Below are 23,224 nucleotides of genomic sequence, written 5' to 3'. Positions count from 1 at the left end.
TCAGCACAGCGCGGCCACCAGGTCGGCGGCGGCGCGCATCCCGGCGGCGTTCGGGTGCAGCGGCGCCGCCCGGCCCGGTAGCGGCACACCGGGTCTGGTGGTCCAGGGGTCAGCCGACCACGCGTGGTGGTCCCGGCTGGCCGCGCCGGCCCGGACCACTTCGCAGCCGGTTTCCGTCGCCGCGTCGGCCGTGAGCCGTTCCAGTGTCGCGGCCACGTGGCGACCGAGGTCGGCGTCCTCCGGCGAGAGCGGGGCGGCCGGCGCGCCCGCGGGCGGCAGGACGGTCAGGTAGTCGACGAAGATGACGCGGGCCCGCGGGGCGCGCTCGCGCACCGCATGACCGACCGCGCAGAGTGATTCGAACACGGCGTCGAGGGCCCGGTTCCGCGCGTCGGAGTCCAGCAGTTCGGTGATGCGCGCACCGAGCAGCGGCAGCCATTTGACCGGGCGCGGCAACGAGGCGGCCACCAGCAACGGGATGTAGCCGACGTCGTTGCCCCCGATCGTGATGGTCACCAAGCCTTCCGAGCCGTCCAGGGCGGTGATCTGGGGCGGTGCGCCGCGCTGCCGCTCGGCGAGGACGTGTGCGGTGGTGGCGCCGGAGAAGGTGACGTCCACCAGTTCGAGGCCGCAGCGCCGCGCGACCAGGTGCGGATAGTTGCGCGCCGACCGGCCCGAGCCGAACGGCGCGCCCGCGGCACGCGGCCGGATGCCGGGACCGGCGGCCATCGAACTGCCTAGCGCCACATACCGTTTCATCGCTGCGGGCTGGACGCCTGCGCCCAGAAGCGCTTGGGAATCCGCCCGGCCCGGCGGGCCAGATAGCCGGCGGTGACGGCGGCGGCCATCGCGGCCGCCATCGTCGCGGGATCGGCGGCCCGGGTCACCGCGGTGGCCAAAAGCACCGCGTCGCAACCCAATTCCATCGCAAGCGCGGCGTCGCTGGCGGTGCCGATGCCGGCGTCGAGCACCACCGGGACGCCCGCGCGGGCGACGATCATCTCGATGTTGTGCGGGTTGGTGATGCCCAGGCCCGTGCCGATCGGCGAACCGAGCGGCATGACGGCCGCACATCCGGCGTCTTCGAGCCGCCGCGCCAACACCGGGTCGTCGTTGGTATAGGGCAGCACGACGAAGCCGTCGTCGACCAATTGTTCCGCCGCCCTGACCAATTCGACCGCGTCGGGCAACAGCGTGCGTTCGTCGGCGATCACCTCCAGCTTGACCCAGTTGGTGTTCAGCGCCTCGCGGGCCAGCTGCGCGGTGAGCACCGCCTCGGCCGCGCTGCGGCACCCCGCGGTGTTGGGCAGCGGCGTGATGCCGAGCCGGTTGAGCAGGTCCAGGAGCCCGGTCCCGCCCTCGGCGTCGACCCGCCGCATCGCGACCGTGGTCAGTTCGGTGCCCGACGCGACCAGCGCCTCCTCCAGCGCGGCCAGGCTGGTCGCTCCCCCGGTGCCCATGATCAGGCGCGAGGCGAAGCTGCGGTCACCGATGGTGAGTTTCGAGGAGTCAGCCACCCTGCACCGCCGTCACCACCTCTAGCCGAGCACCATCGAAAAGCGTTGTCGTCCAACTGGAGCGGGGCAGCAGCGCGTCGTCCATGGCCACCGCGACGCCGCGGTCCGGGTAGCCCAGCGACTCCAGCAGCGCGGCCACCGTGGTGCGCTCGTCGACGTCGAGCTTGCGTTCGTTGACCACGACGATCATGACCGGGCTCCCACCGGGGCCAGTTCGGACACGATCTGTTCGGCGGTCCACGGCGCGAGCAGGAACCCGGATCGGCCGTGGCCGCCGGCCACCAGGGTTCGCTCGTCCAGGCGTTGCACCAGGGGCAGGTTGTCGGGTGTCATCGGGCGCAGCCCGGCGGCGCACTCGGCCAGCTCGTATTCGCCGAGCGCCGGCAACACCGCGCAGGCGTCGTCGAGCAGGTCGCGCACCCCCGAGACCACCGGGGCGGTGTCGCGCCCGTGCTCGTACTGGGTGGCGCCGACGACCACGCCGTCCGCGCGGGGCACCAGGTACACCTGCCGCCCGTGCACGCGGGCGCGAATGACGCGCTGCGGCACCGGCATACAGCCGCGCCGCCAGCGCAGCCGCAGTACCTCGCCCTTGACCGGGCGCACCGGCAGCCCGGGCCACAGCGCGGGAGCGTCGATGCCGTTGGCGATCACGACCGCATCGCCGTCGACCGCCGACAGGTCGCGCGCCGGCGGCGCCCAGCGCACCCCGAGGCGTTCGCATTCCGTCGACAGCGCGTCGAGCACCGCGCGGTTGTCCACCGCAAGCTCGGTCGGCGCACGAAAGCCGTGCCGGATGCCTTGCGCCAGCAGCGGTTCCAAATCCCGCGCCGCGGACTCCCAGACCACCGGGTGCCCCTGCGCGGACAACCAGTCGGCGACGGTGCGCAGGTCCGCGACGTCGGCCCGGTCGACGGCCACCACCAACGACTCCCGGGCGGTCACCACGTGCGGCGGCAGCCCGTCGGTGAAGCCGCCCTCGCGCCAGAGCCGCAACGACTCCAGGCCCAGCCGCAACAACCGTTCCTCGCCGGGCCAGCCTTCGCTGTGCGGGGCCAGCATGCCGCCGGCGACCCAGGACGCGCCCTTGTCGGCGGTGCGGTGCACCCGCACCGACCAGCCGGCCTGCGCCGCGCGGCGCGCCACCGACAGCCCGATCACGCCGCCGCCGATGACCGCCAACGACCCGCGGTCTGCTGGCATGTTGGCCTCCCTTCGCCGGCATGACCCGGATCAGGTGTGACGGTAAGGGCAGGCGCGCCCACTCTCAGACCCCGTTCCCGGGACTCCCGTGTCTGTATGGTTCTTCGGCCTCCACGCTAGCGCGCTAGCGTCGCGGTGTGCATCAACGAGTTGATCGGCTGGCGGCCGCCCGGCTGTATCTGTGCACCGACGCGCGCCGGGAACGGGGCGATCTGGCCGAGTTCGCCGACGCCGCGCTGGCCGGCGGGGTCGACATCATCCAGCTGCGCGACAAGGGGTCGCCCGGGGAGCAGCGGTTCGGGCCCCTCGAGGCGCGCGACGAGCTGGCGGCCTGCGAGATCCTGGCCGACGCGGCCCGCCGGCACGGCGCGCTGTTCGCGGTCAACGACCGGGCGGACATCGCCCGCGCGGCCGGCGCCGACGTGCTGCATCTGGGGCAGGGCGACCTGCCGCTGGACGTCGCGCGCGATTTCGTCGGGCCGGACGCGCTGCTGGGCCTGTCCAGTCACGACCGCGACCAGGCGGCCGCGGCGGCTCGTTCTTCTGGGCCCGCCGGGCCCGATTACTTCTGCGTCGGCCCGTGCTGGCCAACCCCCACCAAACCGGGCCGCGCGGCGCCGGGACTGGAGCTGGTGCGGGCGGCCGCCGCGATCGGCGGACACAAGCCGTGGTTCGCGATCGGGGGCATCGACGCCCAGCGGTTGCCCGAGGTGCTCGCCGCGGGCGCCCGACGCGTCGTGGTGGTGCGCGCGATCACCGCGGCCGAAGACCCGCGGGACGCGGCGCAACGGCTCAGCTCAGCGCTTGCAGCAGCGAATTGATCCGGGGATGCGCCGGCGTCTCGTCGGCCTCGAGCGGGGGGCCCGGCATGCACCAGACGAAGACGCCGTCCTCGATCTCGATCGTGCGCGGCAGGTGCCGGCGTCGCTCGTCGGCGTCGCCCAGCGGCAGCAGCGCCGTGGCGCTGCGCAGCCGTTGCCAGCTCGCCGCGAAACCCGGATGCAGTGGCAGCTCGGCCACCTCGTCCTCGGCGACCCAGCGCATCTCGGCGCTCTCCCCGTTGGGCACCGTGGGCAGCAACTCGGCCGCGTCGGCGACCACCGTGGTGTAGGTCCAGCGCGCGCCGCCGAGCCCGGTGACCTCGGCGGTGACGACCGTCGACCGCACGGTCAGCAGCTCGCCGGGCAGGCCGGCCTCCTCGTGCGCCTCGCGAACGGCGGTCTCCTCGGGCGACTCGTGGCTGTCGCGTGCGCCGCCGGGCAGGCCCCACGTCCCACCCTGATGGCTCCACACCGCGCGGTGCTGCAGCAGCACTGCGGGGCTGCCGTCCGGCCGCGGGGCCCGCAGCAGGAGGCCCGCCGCGCCGAACCGGCCCCAATAGTGGGCGCCGCTGCGGGATACCACCCAACCGTCACCGTCGCCCTGCACGAGTTCAGGATAGGCACGTGATCGCTGGTCAATTGGTCTGCCTCCACCCATCCGCCGCAACATCCTCTTAGAATTCGCTTATTGAGTTCGTGAAGCGTTCCAGTGGTCGCGAAAGATGAGGGCTGATTCGACGTGACGGTTGAGCTGGCGCACCCGTCGACGGAGCCGCAGGGGTCGCGGTCGCCGGCCGAACCAGCCCATCCGCGCTGGTGGTTCATCTCCACCACGCCCGGCCGCATCCTGACCATCGGCATCGTGCTGGCCGTGCTCGGCGGTATCTGCGCCTTCGCCACCTCGACGACCATCAACCACCGCCAGCAGGTGCTGACCACGGTGCTCAACCACACCGAGCCGCTGTCGTTCGCCGCCGGGCGGCTGTACACCACGCTGTCGGTCGCCGACGCGGCGGCGGCCACCGCGTTCATCGCCGAGGCCGAGCCGCCACCGGTGCGGCAGCGCTACGAGCAGGCGATCACCGACGCGTCGGTCGCGGTGACCCGGGCGTCGAGCGGGCTCACCGACGAACCGCTGGTGCAGCTGCTGGGCCGGATCAACGCCGAACTCGCCGTCTACACCGGCCTGATCGAAATCGCGCGTACCAACAACCGGGAGGGCAATCCCGTCGGGTCGTCGTACCTGTCGGAGGCCTCGGGGCTGATGCAGTCGACGATCCTGCCCGACGCCGCACAGCTGTATCAGGCCACCTCGGAGCGGGTGGACGCGGAAACCACCGCGTCCACGCAGATCCCGGCGCCGGTCATCCTGGTGGTCAGCGCCACCGCGGTCTTCGGGGCCTTCGCCCATCGGTGGCTGGCCCGCCGCACCCGGCGCCGAATAAACCCGGGCCTGGTCGTCGGCGGCCTCGCTATTCTCGTCATGGTGGTATGGGTCGGAACTGCGTTGACCATCTCCACGGCCGCCAGCCGGAGCGCCAAGAACACCGCCGCGGACTCGCTGCGGATCGTGACCAACGTCGCGATCACCGCGCAGCAGGCGCGCGCCGACGAGACGCTGTCGCTGATTCGCCGCGGGGACGAGGAGAAGCGCAAGCAGTCGTTCTATCAGCGCATCGACTCCATGCACTCCCAGCTCGACCAGTACATGGTCCGCAGCGACGCCGTCGACAAGCCCGACCTCGAAGGCGCCGACCAGCTGCTGCTGCGCTGGCGGCAGGCCAACGACCGGATCAACTCCTACATCTCGGTGGGCAACTACCGGGCCGCCACCCAGGTCGCGCTGGGCAGCAGCGAGAACGACTCCACGCCCGCGTTCGACAAGCTCGAGGACCAGCTGGTCAAGGCCATGGACCAGAGCCGCACGCACCTGCGCAACGACGTCCTCAACGCGCGGAGCGGGCTGTCCGGCGCCCAGGTCGGCGGGGTGGTGCTCAGCCTCGGCGCCGCCATCGCGGTGGCGCTGGGCCTGTGGCCGCGGCTGAAAGAGTATCGATGATGCCGCGCGCGCTCGCCGCGCTCGCCGCGCTGGCAACCGTGGGGGTGCTGGCGGGGTGCGCGCACACCGAACAGCTGACGGTGGCCACCGTGCCGACGCTGCCGCCGCCCACCCCGGTCGGGATGCAGCAGCTGCCGCCGGAGCCGCCGCTGCCGGCGGACGACGGCAGCCAGAACTGCGACCTGACGGCGAGCCTGCGGCCCTTCCCGAACAAGGCCGAGGCGGACGCCGCGGTTGCCGACATCCGCGCCCGCGGCCGGCTGATCGTCGGGCTGGACATCGGCAGCAACCTGTTCAGCTTCCGCGACCCGATCACCGGCGAAATCACCGGTTTCGACGTCGACATCGCCGGCGAGATCGCCCGCGACATCTTCGGCGCCCCCTCGCACGTCGAGTACCGCATCCTGTCGTCCGACGAGCGCGTCACCGCCCTGCAGCGCTCCGAGGTCGACGTCGTGGTGAAGACCATGACCATCACCTGCGAGCGGCGCAAGCAGGTCAACTTCTCGACCGTCTACCTGGACGCCAACCAGCGCATCCTGGTGCCGCGGGATTCGTCGATCGCGAAGGTGGGCGACCTGTCCGGCAAGCGCGTGTGCGTGGCTAAGGGCACCACCTCGCTGCACCGGATCCGCCAGATCGACCCGCCGCCGGTGGTCGTGTCGGTGGTCAACTGGGCCGACTGCCTGGTGGCGATGCAGCAGCGCGAGATCGACGCCGTCAGCACCGACGACTCGATCCTCGCCGGGCTGGTCGAAGAGGACCCCTACCTGCACATCGTCGGGCCCAACATGGCCACCCAGCCCTACGGCATCGGGATCAACCTCACCAACACCGGGCTGGTCCGGTTCGTCAACGGCACCCTGGAGCGGATCCGCCGGGACGGCACGTGGAACACGTTGTACCGCAAGTGGTTGACGGTGCTGGGGCCCGCGCCCGCCCCGCCCACGCCGAGGTATCTGGACTGATGGCCGAGCCGGAGAAGACGGAACAGCCGGAATCCGCCGAAGACGTGAACCCCGGCACCCAACCGCCGGACACGCAGGGCGGCGGCCCGACGACGGGTCGCATCCAGGCCACCCAGGCGCTGTTCCGGCCCGACTTCGACGACGATGATGACGACGACGACTTCCCGCACATCTCGCTGGGCACCATGGACAGCGATCCGCAGCTGACGGTGGGGACGCGGGTGCTGCCGCCGGTCAGGCACCTCGGCGGCGGCCTGGTCGAGATTCCGCGGGTGCGGGACATCGACCCGGTCGAGGCCCTGATGACCAATCCCGTTGTGCCGGAGGGCAAGCGGTTCTGCTGGAACTGCGGCAAACCGGTCGGCCGGTCCGGCAAGGAGGGCAAGGGCAAGTCGGAGGGCTGGTGCCCCGCCTGCGGCAGCGCGTATTCGTTTCTGCCCCAGCTGAATCCGGGTGACATCGTCGCGGGCCAGTACGAGGTCAAGGGCTGCATCGCCCACGGCGGCCTGGGCTGGGTGTACCTCGCGGTCGACCACAATGTCAATGACCGCCCGGTGGTCCTCAAGGGCTTGGTCCACTCCGGTGACGCCGAGGCGCAGGCGATCGCGATGGCCGAACGGCAGTTCCTGGCCGAGGTGGTGCACCCGCAGATCGTGCAGATCTTCAACTTCGTGGAACACAAGGACCGGCAAGGCAATCCGGTCGGCTACATCGTCATGGAGTACATCGGCGGGCAGCCGCTCAAGCACGGCAAGGACAAGAAGCTGCCGGTCGCCGAGGCCATCGCCTACCTGCTGGAGATCCTGCCGGCGCTGACGTACCTGCACTCCATCGGCCTGGTCTACAACGACCTCAAGCCGGAGAACATCATGCTCACCGAGGAGCAGCTGAAGCTGATCGACCTGGGCGCGGTGTCGCGGGTCAACTCGTTCGGCTACCTCTACGGCACGCCCGGCTTCCAGGCGCCGGAGATCGTGCGGACCGGCCCGACCGTCGCCACCGACATCTACACCGTCGGGCGCACGCTCGCGGCGCTGACGGTGAACCTGTCCACCCGCAACGGCCGCTACGTCGACGGCCTGCCCGAAGACGACCCGGTGCTCAAGGAATACGACTCGTACCGCCGGTTGCTGCGCCGCGCCACCGACCCGGACCCGCGGCGCCGGTTCGCCAGCACCGAGGAGCTCTCCGCCCAGCTGATGGGCGTCCTGCGGGAGGTGGTCGCCCAGGACACCGGGGTGCCGCGGCCCGGGCTGTCGACCATCTTCAGCCCCAGCCGCTCCACGTTCGGGGTGGACCTGCTGGTCGCGCACACCGACGTCTACCTGGACGGCCAGGTGCACTCCGAGCGGCTGACGGCGCGGGAGATCGTGACCGCGCTGCAGGTGCCGCTCGTCGATCCGGCCGACGTCGCGGCGCCGGTCCTGCAGGCGACCGTGCTGTCCCAGCCCGTGCAGACGTTGGACTCGTTGCGCGCGGCCCGCCACGGCACGCTGGACGCCGACGGCGTCGAGGTGTCCGAGTCGATCGAACTGCCGCTGATGGAGGTCCGCGCGCTGCTGGACCTGGGCGACGTGGCCAAGGCCACCCGGAAGCTGGACGATCTGGCCGAGCGGGTGGGCTGGCAGTGGCGACTGGTCTGGTACCGGGCCGTCGCCGAGCTGCTCACCGGCGACTACGACTCCGCCACAACGCATTTCACCGAGGTGCTGGACACCTTCCCGGGCGAGCTGGCGCCCAAGCTGGCGTTGGCCGCCACGGCCGAGCTGGCCGGGGACGTCGACGAGCAGAAGTATTACCAGACGGTGTGGAAGACCAACGACGGCGTGATCTCGGCGGCTTTCGGGCTGGCGCGATGGCTGTCCACGGAGGGCGATCGAGCCGCCGCGGTGCGCACGCTGGACGAGGTACCGCCCACCTCAAGGCATTTCACCACCGCGCGCCTGACCAGCGCGGTGACCCTGCTGTCCGGCCGGTCGAAGAGCGAGATCAGCGAGGAGGACATCCGCGACGCCGCCCGGCGGGTCGAGGCGCTGCCGCCCACCGAACCCCGGGTGCTGCAGATCCGCGCGCTGGTGCTGGGTTGCGCGATGGACTGGCTGGAGGACAACGAGGCCAGCACCAACCACATCCTCGGATTTCCGTTCACCGAGCACGGGCTGCGGCTTGGCGTCGAGGCCGCGCTGCGCAACCTGGCCCGGGTCGCGCCCACCCAACGGCATCGCTACGCGTTGGTGGACATGGCCAACAAGGTGCGGCCGACCAGCACGTTCTAGGGCTTGCGCCCCGCCCTCTTCGCGTGTTCGCCCGATCGCGTGTGCGTCCAGGGCGGCGACACGCCGACAAAGGCCACCACCAGCTCACGCGCGATGCCGAGGATTCTCTGCCGATTTCGTCATAGCCGCCCGCACCCGGCGGACGATGCTTGCGGGACGGTCCTCGGCGACGACCCGGACGACGATCCACCCCATCCGTTCCAGCATTTCGGTCCGGCGAATGTCTTTGATGTACTGCCGCCGGTCGGTGCGGTGTTGGTCGCCGTCGTACTCGACGGCGACCAACAGCTCCTCCCAGCCCAAATCCAGGAAGGCGACCGGGATCCCGTCGTCGCCCAGCACCGGTATCTGGGTCTGTGGCCGCGGCAGGCCCGCGTCGATCAGGAGCAGCCGCAGGTAGGTCTCCCTGGGCGATTGGGCACCCGGGTCGACCAACTCCAGCGCGGCTTCCAGCCGCCGCAGGCCGGGTGAGCCGGGATGGCGTCGCGCGACGCGCACCACGTCGTCGACCTTGAAACCCGTCGCCCGGGCCAGCGCGTCCAGCCGCGCCACGGCCGAGCGCACCGCGCCGCGCCGGCCGATGTCGAAGGCGGTGCGCTCGGGCGTGCTCACCGGATAGCCGCCGATCATCTGCGTCTCGCCGTCCAGCAGGGCGCCGCGCCGCGTCAGCACGCCGGGCGGCGGGCGGCCGTTGGTGTGCGCCAGCTCGACGGGCACATCGTCGGGAATCCATTCGGCGCCATGCAATCTAGCGGCTGCCGCCCCGACCACCGTGCCTCGGCGCCCCGACCATAGCCAGGCCGCCCGAATGCGCTGCTCCAGCGAGAGACGGGCGTCATTCGATACGTAGACGTTCGGGAAGACGGCGCGATAACGCGCCCGCAGTTCGTGGCGGCTCAGCGCGCGTGACCGCAGGGCCTCGCTGCCGATGAACGGTTTTTCCATGCCGGGCAGATTCGCACCGCGGCGGCGGCCGGGGTGCGCGGCCATCCACAGGGAAAACATAGGTACATGCCGCACAGTTGACGCATGCCGGGGCAGTCCACCGCATGGATCACCACGGCCCGCGCGCTGCGTCGGGCCGGGTTCGGGGTGACCGGACCCGAGGTGGACGCCGCGCTGAGCGACGACTGGGCAAGTCACGTCGACGCCATGCTGGCCGCGAACCCCGACGCCGACCCCGGCGCGATCGCCACCCCGATGCCCACCCTGCCGCCGCCCCGACCGCCGGGAAAGGGCGCCGCGCCCGCGGCGCGCAAGCAATACAACCGGAAGCTGTCCGAACAACAGGGTGCGCTCGCCGACTGGTGGCTGCGCCGCATGGTCAGCGTGCGGCAGCCGTTGCGGGAGAAGTTGACCCTGTTGTGGCACAACCACTTCGCCACCTCGGCGCAAAAGGTGCGGGTGGCGGCGTACATGGCCGCACAGAACCAGAAGCTGCGGAGCCTGTCGCTGGGCGACTTCCGCACCCTGGCCTACACGATGCTGACCGACGCGGCGATGCTGCGCTGGCTGGACGGGCAGCGCAGCACCGCCAAGGCGCCCAATGAGAACCTCGCGCGGGAATTCATGGAGCTGTTCGCCCTTGGCCACGGCAACGGCTACACCGAGGACGACGTACGCAACGGCGCCCGCGCGCTGACGGGGTGGGTGATCGGAGAGGACGGCCGCACCTCGATGGCACCGCGGCGCCACGACGGCTCGGCCAAGAAGCTGTTCGGGCAGACCGGCGATTTCGACGCCGCGGGATTCTGCGATGCGGTGCTGGCGCAGCCCAAGTCGGCGGAGTACGTGGCCGGACGGTTGTGGCGGCAGTTGGCCTCCGACGATCCGCCGTCGGGCCACGCGCTCGACCGGCTGGTCTCCGCCTACGGGCCGGGCCGCGACCTGGGCGCGCTCACGCGGGCCATCCTCACCGACGACGAATTCACCGGCGGCCGTGCCACTGTCGTCAACCCCCCGGTCGAATGGCTCGTCGGTGTGATGCGCGCGTTGCGGGTACCCGTCGACGCATCCACGCGGCAGGTCGCCGACGGCGCGCTGCGCGCGCTCGGGCAGCGGCCCTTCTATCCCCCGAGCGTGGGCGGCTGGCCGCAGGGCCAAGTATGGCTGTCCACCGCCAGCACCGAGGCGCGGCTGCGGATCGCCGGCCGGCTGGCACACGCCGGCGACCTTTCCGGCATCGAGGGCGCCGCCCGGGGTGACCGCATCGACGCGGTCGGCTACCTGTTCGGCGTCGGAGATTGGTCAGACCGGACCGCCGCCGCGCTGCGACCGCTGACCGGCACCCCGCCGCTGCTGGTGGCGGCCGCCGTTAACACGCCCGAATACCTGACGTCCTAACGAGATCCGAAAATGCCCGAGATGAACCGCCGCAAGTTCCTGGTCGCCAGCGCGGGCGTCGGCGCGGCCGGCCTGTTGTCGACGGCCGTGGCGGTCAGCTGGCCCGACCTGATGCGCGCGGCCCAGGACCGGCCGCTGTCCGACGGCGCCGGCGTGCTGGTGCTCGTGACGCTGTACGGCGGCAACGACGGCATCAACACCCTGATCCCCTACGGGGACAACGCCTATCACGATGCCCGGCCCGAGCTCGCCTACGGCCCCGGCGAGGTTCTGCGCCTCGACGAGACGCTGGGTCTCAACCCCGCGCTCAAGGGCCTGGCCCAGTTGTGGGGCGGCCGGCAGCTGGCCATCGTGCGCGGCGTGGGCTATCCGCGGCCCGACCACAGCCACTTCCGGTCGATGGATATCTGGCAAACCGCGTCGCCGGCTGAGCCCGTGTCGACCGGTTGGATCGGCCGCTGGCTCGATGCAACCGGCGACGACCCGCTGCGCGCGGTCAACATCGGTCCCGTCCTCCCGCCGCTGGCGGTCGGGGAAAAGTTCACCGCCGCGGCGCTTTCCACCGCTTCGGCGCCGGCGGGGCGGGGCGCAGACGCGCTGATGGAGGCGCTCGGCACCGACCACCCCGACGACACCCCCGCGATGGCCGCGGTGTGCAAGGCCTACCGGGCCGCACGCACCACCGCCAAGGCGTTTGAATCGATCAAAGTCGCTGGACAACAGCGTAATTCGTTCTCGACGCAGCTCGGCATGGTGGCCGAAGCGGTGAAGTCTCGCGTGCCGACGCGGGTGTACACGGTGCAACTGGGTGGCTTCGACACCCACGCTTCAGAGCGCGACACACAGCAACGCCTGCTCGGGACGTTCGACGACGCGGTAACCAAATTCCTGCGGGAAGTGGGCGACCGCAACGTCGTCGTGATGGCGTATTCGGAGTTCGGCCGCAGGGTGCGCGCCAACGCCTCCCAAGGCACCGATCACGGCACGGCCGGGCCCGTCTTCGTTGCCGGCGCACCCGTTCGGGGCGGTTTCTACGGCGACGAGCCCAGCCTCACCGACCTCGACAACGGGGACCTGAAGTACACCACCGACTTTCGCGACGTGTACCACGAATTGCTGGTGCGGACCGTCGGAGCGGATCCCACGCCGTCGGTGGGCGCCGGGCGAAAGAGCCTGGGCTTCCTAACCGCTTAACACGCTCACACAGTCGCGGGCGATGGCCAGCTCCTCGTTGGTCGGGATGACCAGCACGGCGACCGGGGATTCCTCGGCCGAGATCTGCCGGGCGCCCTTGCCGCCGCCCAGGTTACGGCGCTGGTCGAGCACGATGCCCAACTCTTCCAGCCCGGCCAGTCCGTCGCGGCGCACGGCCGCGTCGTTCTCCCCGATGCCGCCGGTGAAGGTGATGACATCGGTGTGCCCCAGCACCGCCAGGTAGGCGCCAACGTATTTACGCAGCCGATGGGTGAACACGCTGTAGGCCAATTGCGCCGCGCCGTCTCCGGATTCGATCATCTCGCGCAACCTTCGGAAGTCCCGCTCGCCGGACAGGCCCAGCACCCCCGACCGCTGGTTGAGCATGGACTCCACCTCGTCGACGCCCATCTTCGCGGTGTGGCACAGGTAGGCGACGATGCTGGGGTCGATGTCACCGCTGCGGGTGCCCATCACCAGGCCCTCCAGCGGGGTGAGGCCCATCGACGTGTCGAGGGGCCGGTTACCGGCGATCGCCGACGCGGAGCAGCCGTTACCTAAATGCAGCACAATCTGTTTCAGCCCGCCCAGCGGCCGTCCCAGGAACGCGGCGGCCTGTTGGCTCACGTACCGGTGTGACGTGCCATGGAATCCGTAGCGGCGGATCTGCCAGCGTTCGGCCACCCGACGGTCGATCGCATAGGTGGCCGCCGCGGGCGGCATGTCGTGGAAGAACGCCGTGTCGAACACCGCGATGTGGACAATGTCGGGCAGCAGCTTGCGCGCCACCTCGATGCCCTTCACCGCCGGCGGGTTGTGCAACGGCGCCAGCTCCGACAGCTCGTCGAGCTTGTCGATCACCGCGTCATCCACCGGGGTGGGCTTGTAGAACGTGTTGCCACCGTGCACGACTCGATGCCCCACCGCCACCAGGCCGCAGGCACGCAGGTCGATCCCCTTCTCCGACAGCGCGTCGAACGCCTGGCGCAGCGCCGCGTCGTGGTCGGCGACCGGGGAGGACTCCTCGCCGATCCGTTCCACGTTGCCGGTCGCCCGGGCCTCACCCGAATCGGGATCGACCAGCTGGTATTTCAGCGAGGAAGATCCCGAGTTGATCACCAGCACAACCCGATTCGAGTTAGCCACGGATGCCCTGCGCCTGGATAGCCGTGATGGCGATTGTGTTCACGATGTCTTCGACGAGCGCGCCCCGGGACAGGTCGTTCACCGGCTTGCGCAGGCCCTGCAGCACCGGTCCGATGGCGATCGCCCCGGCGCTGCGCTGCACCGCCTTGTAGGTGTTGTTGCCGGTGTTCAGGTCGGGGAAGACCAGCACCGTGGCGCGGCCGGCAACCGGCGAGTCCCGCAACTTGGTGGCCGCGACGGACGGCTCGATCGCGGCGTCGTATTGGATGGGGCCCTCGACCGGTAGCTGCGGCGCCCGGCGCCGAACCAATTCCGTTGCGGTCCTGACCTTCTCGACGTCCTCGCCGCTGCCCGATTCACCGGTGGAGTACGACAGCAACGCCACCCGCGGTTCGATGCCGAACTGCGCCGCGGTGCGCGCCGAAGAGATCGCGATGTCGGCCAGCTGCTCGGGTGTCGGATTGGGGATGATCGCGCAGTCGCCGTACGCCAGCACCCGATCGGGCAGGCACATCAGGAAGATGCTCGACACGGTGGAAACGTCGGGCACGGTCTTGATCACCTCGAAGGCCGGCCGGACGGTGTGCGCCGTGGTGTGGGCGGCGCCGGACACCATGCCGTCGACCATGCAGTTGTGCACCATCATCGTGCCGAAATATGTTCCGTCGCGCATGATCTCGCGGGCGTGCTCAAGGGTGACGCCCTTGTCCTTGCGCAGGTCCGCGTACTGGTCGGCGAACTGGAGGCGTAGGTCGCTGGTGCGCGGGTCGATCACCTGCGCACCGTCGAGGTCCACCCCGAGTTCACCCGAGCGCTGCCGGATCTTGGCCTCGTCGCCCAGCACGGTGAGGTCGGCGACGCGGCGCTGCAGCACCCGGCCGGCCGACTTGAGGATGCGGTCGTCGTCGCCCTCGGGCAGGACGATGTGCTTGCGGTCCGACCGCGCCTGCAGCGTCAGCCGGTGGATGAACATCTGCGGCGTGGTCACGGTGGGTATCGGGATGGCAAGCCGCTCAAGCAGATCCGGGACGTCGACGTAGCGGTCCATCAACTCCAGCGCGGTGTCGATCTTGCGTTGCGAATTCGCCGTGACCCGGCCGCGGGCGGCGGCGGCCGCGCTGGCGGTGTCGTAGGTGCCCAGCGTGGTGGCGACGATGGGCAGGCGCAGCCGCAGCCCGGCGACCAGCGCCGCGATGGACGGATGCAGCCGAAAGCCGCCGTTGAGGACGATGCACGACAGCGACGGAAAACCCTCGGCGGCATGGGCGCTGGCCACCGCGAGCACCACGTCCGAGCGATCGCCCGGCGTGATGACCGCCATGCCGTCGCTCAGCCGTTCCAGCACGTGGTCGGCCGTCATCCCGGCGACCAAGACGCCGGTGACCTCGCGTTCCCGCAGCGACGCCTCGCCGCTGACCGGCGTTCCGCTGACCGCGGTTTCGAGTTCGGCCACCGTCGGGGCGGACAGCAGTGGCTCTTCGGGCAGCACGTAGCTGCGCTGGCTGAAGGCCTCCAGCGCCTCGGCGACGTCGGCCAGCCGCTCCGGTTCGCAGCGGTTGGCCACCACCGCCACGGTGTGGGCCCGCTGGACGGTCAGCTCGGCCAGGCATGCCTCGACGACGCCGGCCACCTGGTCCGGCGTGCGGCCCCGGCCGCTGACCGTGAGCACCACCGGCGCACCGAGATTGACGGCGATCCGGGCGTTGACCGAGAGCTCGGCGGGCCGGGCCACGTCGGTGTAGTCGCTGCCCACGATCACCACCGCGTCGCAGTCGTCGGCCATCGCGTGATAGGCGTCGACGATGGTCGCGATCGCCGCGTCGGTGTCGGCGTGCAGCTGCTGGTAGGTCACGCCGACGCACTGCTCGTAGGGCACGCCCGCGGTGGTGTGCCGCAGCAGCAGGTCCAGGATGTAGTCCCGGTCCTTGCCGTCGGTGACCCGCGTAATCGGCCGGAACACACCGACCTTCGCGACGGTCGCGGTCAGGCGGTGCAGCAGCCCCAGCGCGAGCGTCGACTTGCCGGTCTCCGGTTCCGGAGCGGCGATGTATATCGCTGAGGGTTCAGGCAAGTCGCCGCAGCCTGGGGGCCAGGTCCTTCTCGAAGAGCTCGAGGAAGCGGCGCTGGTCGTGGCCCGGTGCGTGGAACACCAGGTGGTTGAGGCCCCACTCGACGTATTGACCGACCTTTTCGACGGCCTCGTCGGGGTCCGACGCGACGATCCAGCGCTTGGTGATCTGCTCGATCGGCAGCGCGTCGGCGGCCTTCTCCATCTCGATCGGGTCGTCGATGCTGTGCTTCTGCTCGGCGGTCAGCGACAGCGGCGCCCAGAACCGGGTGTTCTCCCGCGCCAGTTCGGGATCGGTGTCGTAGGAGATCTTGATCTCGATCATCCGGTCGATGTCTTCGGCGTTCTTGCCCGCCGCCTCGGCGCCCTCACGCATCGCGGGGATCAGCTTGTCCTTGTAGAGCTCTTCGCCCTTGCCGGAGGTGCAGATGAACCCGTCGCCGGCGCGCCCGGCGTATTTGGCCACCTGCGGTCCGCCCGCGGCGATGTAGATCGGGATGCCGCCCTCGGGCACGTCGTAGATCGAGGCGCCCTTGGTCTTGTAGTACTCGCCCTCGAAGTCGACGCGGTCGCCGAGCCACAATTCGCGCATCAGCCGGACCGACTCGCGCAGCCGCGCGTAGCGTTCCTTGAACTCGGGCCACTCGCCTTCGTATCCGGTGGCGATCTCGTTCAGCGCCTCGCCGGTGCCCACCCCGAGGAAGATCCGGTTCGGGTACAGGCAGCCCATGGTGGCGAAGGCCTGGGCGATGACGGCGGGGTTGTACCGGAAGGTCGGCGTGAGCACCGACGTGCCCAGCACGATCCGCTTGGTGCGTTCGCCGACGGCGGTCATCCAGGCCAGCGAGAAGGGGGCGTGCCCGCCCTTGTGCCGCCAGGGCTGGAAGTGGTCGCTGACGGTTGCGCTGTCCATGCCGTGACCTTCGGCGGCGACGGCGAGTTCGACGAGCTCGCGTGGTGCGAATTGTTCGGCGGATGCCTTGTATCCAAGTTTCAGTTCAGCCACGGGTTATTTCTACTCCTCCGCCGATGGTCGCGACCCGCCGCGCCCGGCTTCGCCGCGCTTGCGATCGCTCCTCCTACACTCGCGGGCATGGCGGAGCTAGTTCAGGTCACCGACACGGTGCACCTCGCCCAGGGCGACGCGGTCAACTGGACGCTGGTCACCGACGACACCGGCGTCATGTTGGTCGACGCCGGCTATCCCGGGGACCGCGACGACGTCCTGGGCTCGCTGTCCGAGCTGGGTTACGGCCCGGGCGATGTGCGCGCCATCGTGTTGACGCACGCCCACATCGACCACCTGGGCACCGCTATCTGGTTCGCGAGCGAGCACGGCATCCCCGTGTACTGCCACGCCGACGAGGTGGGCCACGCGAAACGCGAGTACCTGGAGCAGGTGTCGATCGTCGATGTGGCGCTTCGCATTTGGCGACCGCGGTGGGCCAGGTGGACGGCCCACGTGGTCCGCAGCGGCGGCCTGATCCGCGACGGCATCCCCACCGCCCAGCCCTTGACGGCCGAGGTGGCCGCCGGCCTGCCGGGCCAGCCGATGCCCGTCTTCAGCCCCGGGCACACCAACGGACACTGCTCGTATCTGATCGACGGCGTGCTGGTCAGCGGGGACGCGCTGATCACCGGCCACCCCCTGCTGCGCCACCGCGGACCGCAGCTGCTGCCGGCGATCTTCAGCTACAGCCAACAGGACTGCATCCGCACCCTGTCCGCGCTCGCCCTGCTCGACACCGAGGTGCTGCTGCCGGGCCACGGCGACGTGTGGCGGGGACCGATCCGGGAGGCGACCGACGCGGCCCTGGCGCGGGCCGAACGCTGAAGCCCGGAATCCATTGCAGCCGAACAACATTCACCGTCCGTCGGGAACCAGCCACTTCTCGAATGCGATCGGAACGAACGGGCCCCAGGACGGCAGCGGGTCGGCGGGCACCCGGGTGTACCCGGTCGCGTCGTACAGCGCCTCGGCCTCGGGTTGCCGGTTGCCGGTGATCAGATACAGCCGCCGGTACCCGCGCGCGGCGGTCTCGGCCTCCAGCGCCGCCAGCAGGATCCGGGCATAACCGCGGCGCCGGTGCGCGCGGTCGGTCCAGATGCGTTTCAGCTCGGCGGTCTCGGCGTCGTAGCGCCGGAACGCGCCGCCCGTGACGGGCACGCCGTCGAGCACCCCGATCAGCAGCCCGCCGTCCGGCGCCGCCAGCTCCGCCTCCGGCACCGGCAGCCAGGACAGGTGCGTGCTCGGCGTGCCGCCGTAGCGCTGCGCGTATTCGTCGGCCAGCTCGGCCAGCAGGGGCTGCGCCAGCGGGTCGTCGTGCGTGGCCGACACGAACCGAAGGTGGTTGGAACCCGCCATGATCGTCTAAACCCGTGTGGCGGTGAGGTATTCCGGGACGAACTCCGTCCCACCGCGCGCGGGCGCCGGCAGCCCCATCGCGCCCAGCAGGTCGCCGACCCCGCGCTGCACCACCGCCCAGCCGTTGCCGCCCAGGTACTCGGGGACGTAGTGGTACCGGCCCGGATGCGTCAGGCTGGCCAGGTCGATGTCCAGGCCGTGGCGGCGCCAGCCATCGACGAAGGACCGTTCCGCCTCCAGCAGCAGCGGGGTCCAGGTGGGCATGTGATCGGCGGCGAGCCGGCTGCCGGCGGCGCTCATCGCGGTGACGCCCTGCAGCACCCGGTCCTGCAGCGCGGGCGTCAGGTAGCCGATGAGCAACTGCTCGGCGACCCACACCGAGGGCGCGGTGGTGTCGAAGCCGACCCGCCGCAGCGCGGCCGGCCAATCCTGGTGCAGGTCGACCCCGACCCCGCGCCGGCTCGCGGCCAGTTCGGCGCCCTGGCCGCGCAGCACCTCGGCCTTGAAGTCCAGCACCTCGGGCCGGTCGACCTCGTAAACCGTCGTCCCGGGCGGCCACCACAAGCGGTACGGCCTGGTGTCCAGGCCGGACACCAACAGCACCACCTGCCGAAGGCCCGCCCTGACGGCATCGGCGACGAACTCGTCGACGAACCGGGTGTGCGCCGCGCAGAGGTCCAGGAACCGCGGGCCGCCCGCGTCCTCCGCGGCGAACCGGTCGTCGTCGATCACGCGGGCGAGCTGGTCCACCCCGGCCGCGCGCACCAACGGTTCGGCGAACGGATCGTTCAGCAACCCCTTGTTGGTGGCGACCGCCCGCGCGGCGGCGCCGAATGCCGCGGTCACCGCCACGCCCACCGCCGTCGCCATGTCAGACGCCGGACCGGCGCCGCACGCTCAGCCCGACGACCGCGCGCCAGCCGAGCAACAACAACGCGGTGACCGACGCCGCCACCACCACGAAACTGGCCGCGACGTCCGCGGAACTCAGCTTGCGCAACACCATGCCGACCACCACCGTGCACAGCCACACGACCACCCCGGTCGGCACCAGGGCGGTCGGGCGCCGCCAGGCGCGGGACGCCAGCCACCCGACGGCGGTCCCGGTGAGGAACGGCCACGCGGTGGTGGCCACGCCGGCGATGTCGAGTCCTTCGTCGTGGCTGCGGCGCCCGGCCGCGCAGAAGACCAGCACGCAGGCGACGTCCACGACGAGCCACAGAGGCCGTCGCATGCAGCGAGACTACCGGCCGGGTTTGCCGAGGGCCGGCTAGTGGCAGGCTGAAAGCCATGAGCACCAAAAAACCCCCCGCCTTCGACCGGTATGACCCCCTGGGCCTGGACGCCTCCCTGTCCAGCGACGAGCTCGCGGTGCGCGACACCGTCAGGGAGTTCTGCGCCGAACACGTGCTGCCCTACGTCGCGGAGTGGTTCGAGATCGGTGACCTGCCGGTGCGGGAACTGGCCAAGGGATTCGGCCAGCTCGGCCTGCTGGGCATGCACCTGGAGGGCTACGGGTGCGGCGGGGCCTCATCGGTGCATTACGGCCTGGCCTGTACCGAGCTCGAGGCCGCCGACTCCGGCATTCGGTCGATGGTCTCGGTGCAGGGGTCCCTGGCGATGTTCGCGATCTGGAATTTCGGGTCCGAGGAGCAGAAGCAGGAGTGGTTGCCCGGCATGGCCACCGGCGAACTGCTGGGGTGCTTCGGGCTGACCGAACCCGACGTGGGGTCCGACCCGGCCGCGATGAAGACCCGCGCCCGCCGCGACGGTTCGGACTGGGTGCTGAACGGCCGCAAACTGTGGATCACCAACGGCTCGGTCGCCGACGTCGCAATCGTGTGGGCTGCCACCGACGACGGCGTCCGCGGCTTCATCGTCCCCACCAAGTCGCCGGGCTTCTCGGCCAACACCATCCACCACAAGCTGTCGCTGCGCGCCTCGATCACCAGCGAGCTGGTGCTCGACGACGTGCGGGTGCCCGAGTCCGCGATGCTGCCCGAGGCCAACGGGCTGCGGGGGCCGCTGTCGTGCCTGTCCGAGGCGCGCTACGGAATCATCTGGGGTTCGATGGGCGCGGCGCGCTCGGCCTGGCAGGCCGCGCTTGACTACGCCACGCAGCGCACCCAATTCGGGCGCCCGATCGCCGGATTCCAGCTGACGCAGGCGAAACTCGTCGACATGGCGGTCGAGCTGCACAAGGGTCAGCTGCTGTCGCTGCACCTCGGCCGCCTCAAGGACGGCGTCGGGCTGCGGCCCGAGCAGGTCAGCTTCGGCAAGCTGAACAACACCCGGGAGGCCATCAAGATCTGCCGCACCGCGCGAACCATCTTGGGCGGCAACGGGATATCGCTCGAATACCCGGTGATCCGGCACATGGTCAACCTGGAGTCGGTGCTCACCTACGAGGGCACGCCCGAGATGCACCAGCTGGTGCTCGGCCAGGCGTTCACCGGCAGCGACGCCTTCCGCTGACATGACCCGCGCACACGTGCTGGAATGAGGGCATGAGACTCACCGCGCTCCGCCGGGTGCTGGCCGCGCTTGCGCTGGGCGCCGCCGCCGGTGTCGCGCCGGCGGGCGCCGATCCCAGTTCCGCGCTGCCGGCGATGACGTCGAGCGGCGGCGGGCCGATCATCGGCGGCGGCAGCAACGCCGGGATCGCGCAGCAGCTGTTCAGCTTCGGCACCCCGAACGTGCAGGAGGTCGACGGCTCGGACGCGGCGCAATTCATCACGGCCGCGGCCGCGAGCGCCAATTCCCAACTGGCCGCGCCCTTCTCGCTGATGCGCCGCGCGCTGGCCTGCCAGACCAACAACGCCGGATTCGGGGCGCGCGCCTATCGGCGCGCCGACGGGCAATGGGGCGGCGCGATGGTGGTCGCGGCCAAGAGCGCGACGCCCAACGTCGACGCGCTGGCGGGCTGCGCGAAGACGAACTGGCGCAGGTCCACCGCCGGCGCGCAGAACTCGCTGTGCAACAGCGGTTGGAGCACCCCCAACACCTTCGAGAGCCGCCGCGGCGAGACCTACTACGTCTTGCTCGCCGGCACGGCCGACGATTTTTGCACCGCGCTGAACGGCAAATTCAAGGACAACTCCAACGGGTGGCCGTTCTAGCGGCGGCGCGGCGGGGTCGTACGGTGAGGGGATGAGCATGTCGCGGCATCGCGTCGTCATCATCGGAAGCGGATTCGGGGGCCTGAACGCGGCCAGGGCGCTCAAACGGGCGGACGTGGACGTCACCCTGATCTCGAGGACGACGACCCACCTGTTCCAGCCGTTGCTGTACCAGGTGGCCACCGGCATCCTGTCCGAGGGCGACATCGCCCCGACCACCCGGCTGATCCTGCGCAAGCAGAAGAACGTCCGCGTGCTGTGGGGCGACGTCAGCGATATCGACCTGACGGCGAAGACCGTCACGTCGCACCTGATGGGCATGCAGACGGTGACCCCATACGACAGCCTCATCGTGGCGGCCGGCGCGCAGCAGTCCTATTTCGGCAACGACGACTACGCCGCCTTCGCGCCCGGCATGAAGAGCGTCGACGACGCCCTCGAGCTGCGGGCGCGCATCCTCGGCGCGTTCGAGGCCGCCGAGGTCGCCACCGACCCGGCCGAGCGGCAGCGCCGCCTGACGTTCGTGGTGGTCGGCGCCGGGCCGACCGGGGTCGAGCTCGCCGGCGAGATCGTCCAGCTCGCCGAGCGCACGCTGGCGGGGGCGTTCCGGACCATCACGCCCAGCGAATGCCGGGTCATCCTGCTCGACGCGGCGCCCGCGGTGTTGCCGCCGATGGGTCCCAAGCTCGGCCTCAAGGCGCAACGCCGGCTGGAGAAGATGGACGTCGAGGTGCAGCTCAACGCGATGGTGACCACCGTCGACTACATGGGCATCACGATCAAGGAGAAGGACGGCGGCGAGCGGCGCATCGAGTGCGCCTGCAAGGTGTGGGCCGCCGGTGTGCAGGCCAGCGCGCTGGGCAAGATCATCGCCGAGCAGTCCGACGGGACCGAGACCGACCGCGCCGGACGGGTGGTCGTCGAGCCCGACCTCACGGTCAAGGGGCATCCGTACGTGTTCGTCGTCGGGGACCTGATGTCGGTGCCCGGCGTGCCCGGGATGGCCCAGGGCGCGATCCAGGGCGCCCACTACGCCGCCACGCTGATCAAACACGCGGTGAAGGGCACCGACGACCCCGCAAACCGCAAGCCGTTCAAATACCTGAACAAGGGCAGCATGGCCCTGGTCTCCCGCTACAGCGCGGTCGCGCAGGTGGGCAAGCTGGAGTTCGGCGGCTTCATCGCCTGGCTGGCCTGGTTGCTGCTGCACCTGTACTACCTGGTCGGCCACCGCAACCGCATCGCGGCGATGTTCTCCTGGGGGATTTCCTTCCTCGGCCGCACCCGCGGCCAGATGGCCATCACCAGCCAGATGATGTACGCCCGGCCGGTGGTGGACTGGGTCGAGCGGCAGGCGCAGGAGGGGACGCTGGCGGCGGCCGAGCGCATCGAGGCCGCCGAGAAGCAGGCCGGCTAGCTCTTCAACTAGCTCAAAGCCTGGTCGATATCGGCGATCAGGTCGTCGGTGCCCTCCAGGCCCACCGAAATCCGGACCACACCGTCGCCAAGCCCGATCGCCGCCCGGCCTTCGGGTCCCATCGCCCGGTGCGTCGTCGTGGCCGGATGCGTGACAAGGGATTTCGCGTCGCCCAGGTTGTTGGAGATGTCGATCAGCCGCAGCTTGTCCAGCACCTCGAAGGCCCGCCGCTTGGCCAAAGCGTCGGGGCAGTCGAGCGCGAAGGTGATCACTGTTCCGCCCCCGGACATCTGGCGCTTGGCCAGGTCGTATTGCGGGTGCGACGGCAGATACGGGTAGCGGACCCAGCTCACCGCCGGATGGGTTTCCAGGAATTCCGCGATGCGCTGCGCCGAGGAGTTGCTGTGCTCGACCCGAACGGCAAGCGTCTCAAGGCCTTTCACCAGCACCCAGGCGTTGAACGCGCTCATCGCCGGGCCGGTGTGCCGCATCAGCTTCTGCACCGGGCCGTCGATGTACTCCTTGTCGCCGAGGATGGCGCCGCCCAGCACCCGGCCCTGGCCGTCGATGTGCTTGGTGCCCGAGTACACCACCACGTCCACGCCGAGCGGGAAGCCCTGCTGCAGCAGCGGTGTGGCAAAGACGTTGTCCAAAACCACCTTTGCGCCCGCGGCGTGCGCCAGCTCGACCACCGCGGCGATATCCACCCTGTCTCTTATACACATCTG

At 70.4% G+C, this 23,224-nt stretch carries 23 protein-coding genes and 1 riboswitch; of the genes, 10 read left to right on the top strand and 13 right to left on the bottom strand.

The window, feature by feature from the left end; all coding sequences use genetic code 11:
- The 4 genes from WU80_RS16475 to thiO form a co-directional block, all read right to left on the bottom strand.
- Positions 1 to 759 carry an SGNH/GDSL hydrolase family protein gene (locus WU80_RS16475; RefSeq protein WP_055403836.1) on the bottom strand — a complete coding sequence of 253 codons (759 nt, stop codon included), beginning with the start codon at positions 757 to 759 and terminating at the stop codon, positions 1 to 3.
- The gene (locus WU80_RS16470) at positions 756 to 1,460 is read right to left on the bottom strand and encodes a thiazole synthase (protein ID WP_231633836.1); all 705 of its coding nucleotides are present in this window, start codon (positions 1,458 to 1,460) and stop codon (positions 756 to 758) included. Before WU80_RS16470 ends, WU80_RS16475 begins: the two co-directional genes overlap by 4 nt.
- A gap of 49 nt (positions 1,461 to 1,509) precedes the next feature.
- Positions 1,510 to 1,707, bottom strand: a complete 198-nt coding sequence (gene thiS, locus WU80_RS16465) for a sulfur carrier protein ThiS (RefSeq protein WP_055403834.1) — start codon at positions 1,705 to 1,707, stop codon at positions 1,510 to 1,512.
- Positions 1,704 to 2,720: a glycine oxidase ThiO gene (gene thiO, locus WU80_RS16460; RefSeq protein ID WP_055403833.1), complete on the bottom strand. Its 1,017-nt coding sequence runs from the start codon at positions 2,718 to 2,720 to the stop codon at positions 1,704 to 1,706. Before thiO ends, thiS begins: the two co-directional genes overlap by 4 nt.
- Positions 2,711 to 2,820: riboswitch (TPP riboswitch) on the bottom strand. It overlaps the preceding gene by 10 nt.
- Before the next feature lie 37 nt (positions 2,821 to 2,857).
- On the opposite strand from thiO, the gene thiE reads away from it, so the two are divergent.
- Positions 2,858 to 3,541, top strand: coding sequence for a thiamine phosphate synthase (gene thiE, locus WU80_RS16455; protein WP_055403832.1), 684 nt, complete (start codon positions 2,858 to 2,860; stop codon positions 3,539 to 3,541).
- Here the strand turns inward: thiE and WU80_RS16450 are convergent.
- A complete protein-coding gene (locus WU80_RS16450; protein WP_055403831.1) occupies positions 3,513 to 4,148 on the bottom strand; it encodes an NUDIX hydrolase in 636 nt (211 codons plus the stop codon). The genes thiE and WU80_RS16450 overlap by 29 nt on opposite strands.
- Before the next feature lie 132 nt (positions 4,149 to 4,280).
- On the opposite strand from WU80_RS16450, the gene glnX reads away from it, so the two are divergent.
- From glnX to WU80_RS16435, 3 genes are read left to right on the top strand one after another with little or no spacing between them, the layout of a single operon-like run.
- Positions 4,281 to 5,600, top strand: coding sequence for a protein kinase G-activating protein GlnX (gene glnX / locus WU80_RS16445; protein ID WP_055403830.1), 1,320 nt, complete (start codon positions 4,281 to 4,283; stop codon positions 5,598 to 5,600).
- On the top strand, positions 5,597 to 6,568 hold the full coding sequence (locus WU80_RS16440; protein ID WP_055403829.1) for a glutamate ABC transporter substrate-binding protein: 972 nt from the start codon (positions 5,597 to 5,599) through the stop codon (positions 6,566 to 6,568). Before glnX ends, WU80_RS16440 begins: the two co-directional genes overlap by 4 nt.
- Entirely contained in the window at positions 6,568 to 8,844 is a 2,277-nt protein-coding gene (locus WU80_RS16435; RefSeq protein ID WP_055403828.1) for a serine/threonine-protein kinase PknG, read from the top strand. Before WU80_RS16440 ends, WU80_RS16435 begins: the two co-directional genes overlap by 1 nt.
- An 84-nt stretch (positions 8,845 to 8,928) precedes the next feature.
- Here WU80_RS16435 and WU80_RS16430 read toward each other — a convergent pair whose 3' ends face one another.
- Positions 8,929 to 9,789 (bottom strand): DUF559 domain-containing protein, encoded by an 861-nt coding sequence (locus tag WU80_RS16430; RefSeq protein WP_055403845.1) that lies wholly within the window; start codon positions 9,787 to 9,789, stop codon positions 8,929 to 8,931.
- An 84-nt stretch (positions 9,790 to 9,873) separates the two neighbouring features.
- Between WU80_RS16430 and WU80_RS16425 the strand changes: the two genes are divergently transcribed.
- The gene (locus tag WU80_RS16425) at positions 9,874 to 11,187 is read left to right on the top strand and encodes a DUF1800 domain-containing protein (RefSeq protein ID WP_055403827.1); all 1,314 of its coding nucleotides are present in this window, start codon (positions 9,874 to 9,876) and stop codon (positions 11,185 to 11,187) included.
- A 12-nt stretch (positions 11,188 to 11,199) separates the two neighbouring features.
- Positions 11,200 to 12,381 carry a DUF1501 domain-containing protein gene (locus WU80_RS16420; RefSeq protein ID WP_055403826.1) on the top strand — a complete coding sequence of 394 codons (1,182 nt, stop codon included), beginning with the start codon at positions 11,200 to 11,202 and terminating at the stop codon, positions 12,379 to 12,381.
- Here WU80_RS16420 and WU80_RS16415 read toward each other — a convergent pair.
- From WU80_RS16415 to fgd, 3 genes are read right to left on the bottom strand one after another with little or no spacing between them, the layout of a single operon-like run.
- Positions 12,370 to 13,506 carry an acetate kinase gene (locus tag WU80_RS16415; RefSeq protein WP_055403825.1) on the bottom strand — a complete coding sequence of 379 codons (1,137 nt, stop codon included), beginning with the start codon at positions 13,504 to 13,506 and terminating at the stop codon, positions 12,370 to 12,372. The genes WU80_RS16420 and WU80_RS16415 overlap by 12 nt on opposite strands.
- 13 nt (positions 13,507 to 13,519) lie before the next feature.
- On the bottom strand, positions 13,520 to 15,598 hold the full coding sequence (gene pta, locus WU80_RS16410) for a phosphate acetyltransferase (protein ID WP_055403824.1): 2,079 nt from the start codon (positions 15,596 to 15,598) through the stop codon (positions 13,520 to 13,522).
- The gene (gene fgd, locus WU80_RS16405; RefSeq protein WP_055403823.1) at positions 15,591 to 16,601 is read right to left on the bottom strand and encodes a glucose-6-phosphate dehydrogenase (coenzyme-F420); all 1,011 of its coding nucleotides are present in this window, start codon (positions 16,599 to 16,601) and stop codon (positions 15,591 to 15,593) included. The genes pta and fgd overlap by 8 nt, the downstream gene beginning before the upstream one ends.
- Before the next feature lie 87 nt (positions 16,602 to 16,688).
- Here fgd and WU80_RS16400 point away from each other — a divergent pair, with 87 nt between their 5' ends.
- Positions 16,689 to 17,429, top strand: a complete 741-nt coding sequence (locus tag WU80_RS16400) for an MBL fold metallo-hydrolase (protein WP_055403822.1) — start codon at positions 16,689 to 16,691, stop codon at positions 17,427 to 17,429.
- Positions 17,430 to 17,459: 30 nt separating this feature from the next.
- Here the strand turns inward: WU80_RS16400 and WU80_RS16395 are convergent, their stop codons facing one another.
- From WU80_RS16395 to WU80_RS16385, 3 genes are read right to left on the bottom strand one after another with little or no spacing between them, the layout of a single operon-like run.
- Positions 17,460 to 17,960 (bottom strand): GNAT family N-acetyltransferase, encoded by a 501-nt coding sequence (locus tag WU80_RS16395; protein WP_055403821.1) that lies wholly within the window; start codon positions 17,958 to 17,960, stop codon positions 17,460 to 17,462.
- A gap of 6 nt (positions 17,961 to 17,966) precedes the next feature.
- The gene (locus WU80_RS16390; RefSeq protein WP_055403820.1) at positions 17,967 to 18,830 is read right to left on the bottom strand and encodes an SAM-dependent methyltransferase; all 864 of its coding nucleotides are present in this window, start codon (positions 18,828 to 18,830) and stop codon (positions 17,967 to 17,969) included.
- A gap of 1 nt (position 18,831) precedes the next feature.
- Entirely contained in the window at positions 18,832 to 19,194 is a 363-nt protein-coding gene (locus WU80_RS16385) for a DUF3054 domain-containing protein (protein ID WP_055403819.1), read from the bottom strand.
- 56 nt (positions 19,195 to 19,250) lie between these two features.
- On the opposite strand from WU80_RS16385, the gene WU80_RS16380 reads away from it, so the two are divergent.
- From WU80_RS16380 to WU80_RS16370, 3 genes are read left to right on the top strand one after another with little or no spacing between them, the layout of a single operon-like run.
- Positions 19,251 to 20,435, top strand: coding sequence for an acyl-CoA dehydrogenase (locus tag WU80_RS16380; protein ID WP_055403818.1), 1,185 nt, complete (start codon positions 19,251 to 19,253; stop codon positions 20,433 to 20,435).
- A gap of 32 nt (positions 20,436 to 20,467) precedes the next feature.
- On the top strand, positions 20,468 to 21,079 hold the full coding sequence (locus WU80_RS16375) for a hypothetical protein (RefSeq protein WP_055403817.1): 612 nt from the start codon (positions 20,468 to 20,470) through the stop codon (positions 21,077 to 21,079).
- A gap of 37 nt (positions 21,080 to 21,116) precedes the next feature.
- Positions 21,117 to 22,496, top strand: a complete 1,380-nt coding sequence (locus WU80_RS16370) for an NAD(P)/FAD-dependent oxidoreductase (protein ID WP_055403844.1) — start codon at positions 21,117 to 21,119, stop codon at positions 22,494 to 22,496.
- Positions 22,497 to 22,504: 8 nt separating this feature from the next.
- On the opposite strand, the gene WU80_RS16365 is transcribed toward WU80_RS16370, so the two are convergent.
- A partial coding sequence (locus WU80_RS16365; RefSeq protein ID WP_197285995.1) for a PLP-dependent transferase occupies positions 22,505 to 23,224 on the bottom strand: 720 nt, incomplete at its 5' end.

The organism is Mycobacterium sp. UM_11 (assembly GCF_001414075.1).
Lineage (GTDB): Bacteria > Actinomycetota > Actinomycetes > Mycobacteriales > Mycobacteriaceae > Mycobacterium.
The sequence above is the reverse complement of the archived record's forward strand: the minus strand, read 5'-3'. Positions and strand labels throughout refer to the sequence as shown.

What these genes read in the sequence shown, in the direction of transcription:
- WU80_RS16395 (WP_055403821.1), bottom strand. Translation starts at nt 17,960, where the DNA reads ATGGCGGGTTCCAACCACCTTCGGTTCGTGTCGGCCACGCACGACGAC.
- WU80_RS16370 (WP_055403844.1), top strand. Translation starts at nt 21,117, where the DNA reads ATGTCGCGGCATCGCGTCGTCATCATCGGAAGCGGATTCGGGGGCCTG.
- thiS (WP_055403834.1), bottom strand. Translation starts at nt 1,707, where the DNA reads ATGATCGTCGTGGTCAACGAACGCAAGCTCGACGTCGACGAGCGCACC.
- WU80_RS16420 (WP_055403826.1), top strand. Translation starts at nt 11,200, where the DNA reads ATGCCCGAGATGAACCGCCGCAAGTTCCTGGTCGCCAGCGCGGGCGTC.
- WU80_RS16425 (WP_055403827.1), top strand. Translation starts at nt 9,874, where the DNA reads ATGCCGGGGCAGTCCACCGCATGGATCACCACGGCCCGCGCGCTGCGT.
- WU80_RS16380 (WP_055403818.1), top strand. Translation starts at nt 19,251, where the DNA reads ATGAGCACCAAAAAACCCCCCGCCTTCGACCGGTATGACCCCCTGGGC.
- WU80_RS16390 (WP_055403820.1), bottom strand. Translation starts at nt 18,830, where the DNA reads ATGGCGACGGCGGTGGGCGTGGCGGTGACCGCGGCATTCGGCGCCGCC.
- WU80_RS16385 (WP_055403819.1), bottom strand. Translation starts at nt 19,194, where the DNA reads ATGCGACGGCCTCTGTGGCTCGTCGTGGACGTCGCCTGCGTGCTGGTC.
- WU80_RS16440 (WP_055403829.1), top strand. Translation starts at nt 5,597, where the DNA reads ATGATGCCGCGCGCGCTCGCCGCGCTCGCCGCGCTGGCAACCGTGGGG.
- WU80_RS16435 (WP_055403828.1), top strand. Translation starts at nt 6,568, where the DNA reads ATGGCCGAGCCGGAGAAGACGGAACAGCCGGAATCCGCCGAAGACGTG.
- WU80_RS16430 (WP_055403845.1), bottom strand. Translation starts at nt 9,789, where the DNA reads ATGGAAAAACCGTTCATCGGCAGCGAGGCCCTGCGGTCACGCGCGCTG.
- WU80_RS16375 (WP_055403817.1), top strand. Translation starts at nt 20,468, where the DNA reads ATGAGACTCACCGCGCTCCGCCGGGTGCTGGCCGCGCTTGCGCTGGGC.
- thiO (WP_055403833.1), bottom strand. Translation starts at nt 2,720, where the DNA reads ATGCCAGCAGACCGCGGGTCGTTGGCGGTCATCGGCGGCGGCGTGATC.
- WU80_RS16470 (WP_231633836.1), bottom strand. Translation starts at nt 1,460, where the DNA reads ATGGGCACCGGGGGAGCGACCAGCCTGGCCGCGCTGGAGGAGGCGCTG.
- WU80_RS16475 (WP_055403836.1), bottom strand. Translation starts at nt 759, where the DNA reads ATGAAACGGTATGTGGCGCTAGGCAGTTCGATGGCCGCCGGTCCCGGC.
- WU80_RS16400 (WP_055403822.1), top strand. Translation starts at nt 16,689, where the DNA reads ATGGCGGAGCTAGTTCAGGTCACCGACACGGTGCACCTCGCCCAGGGC.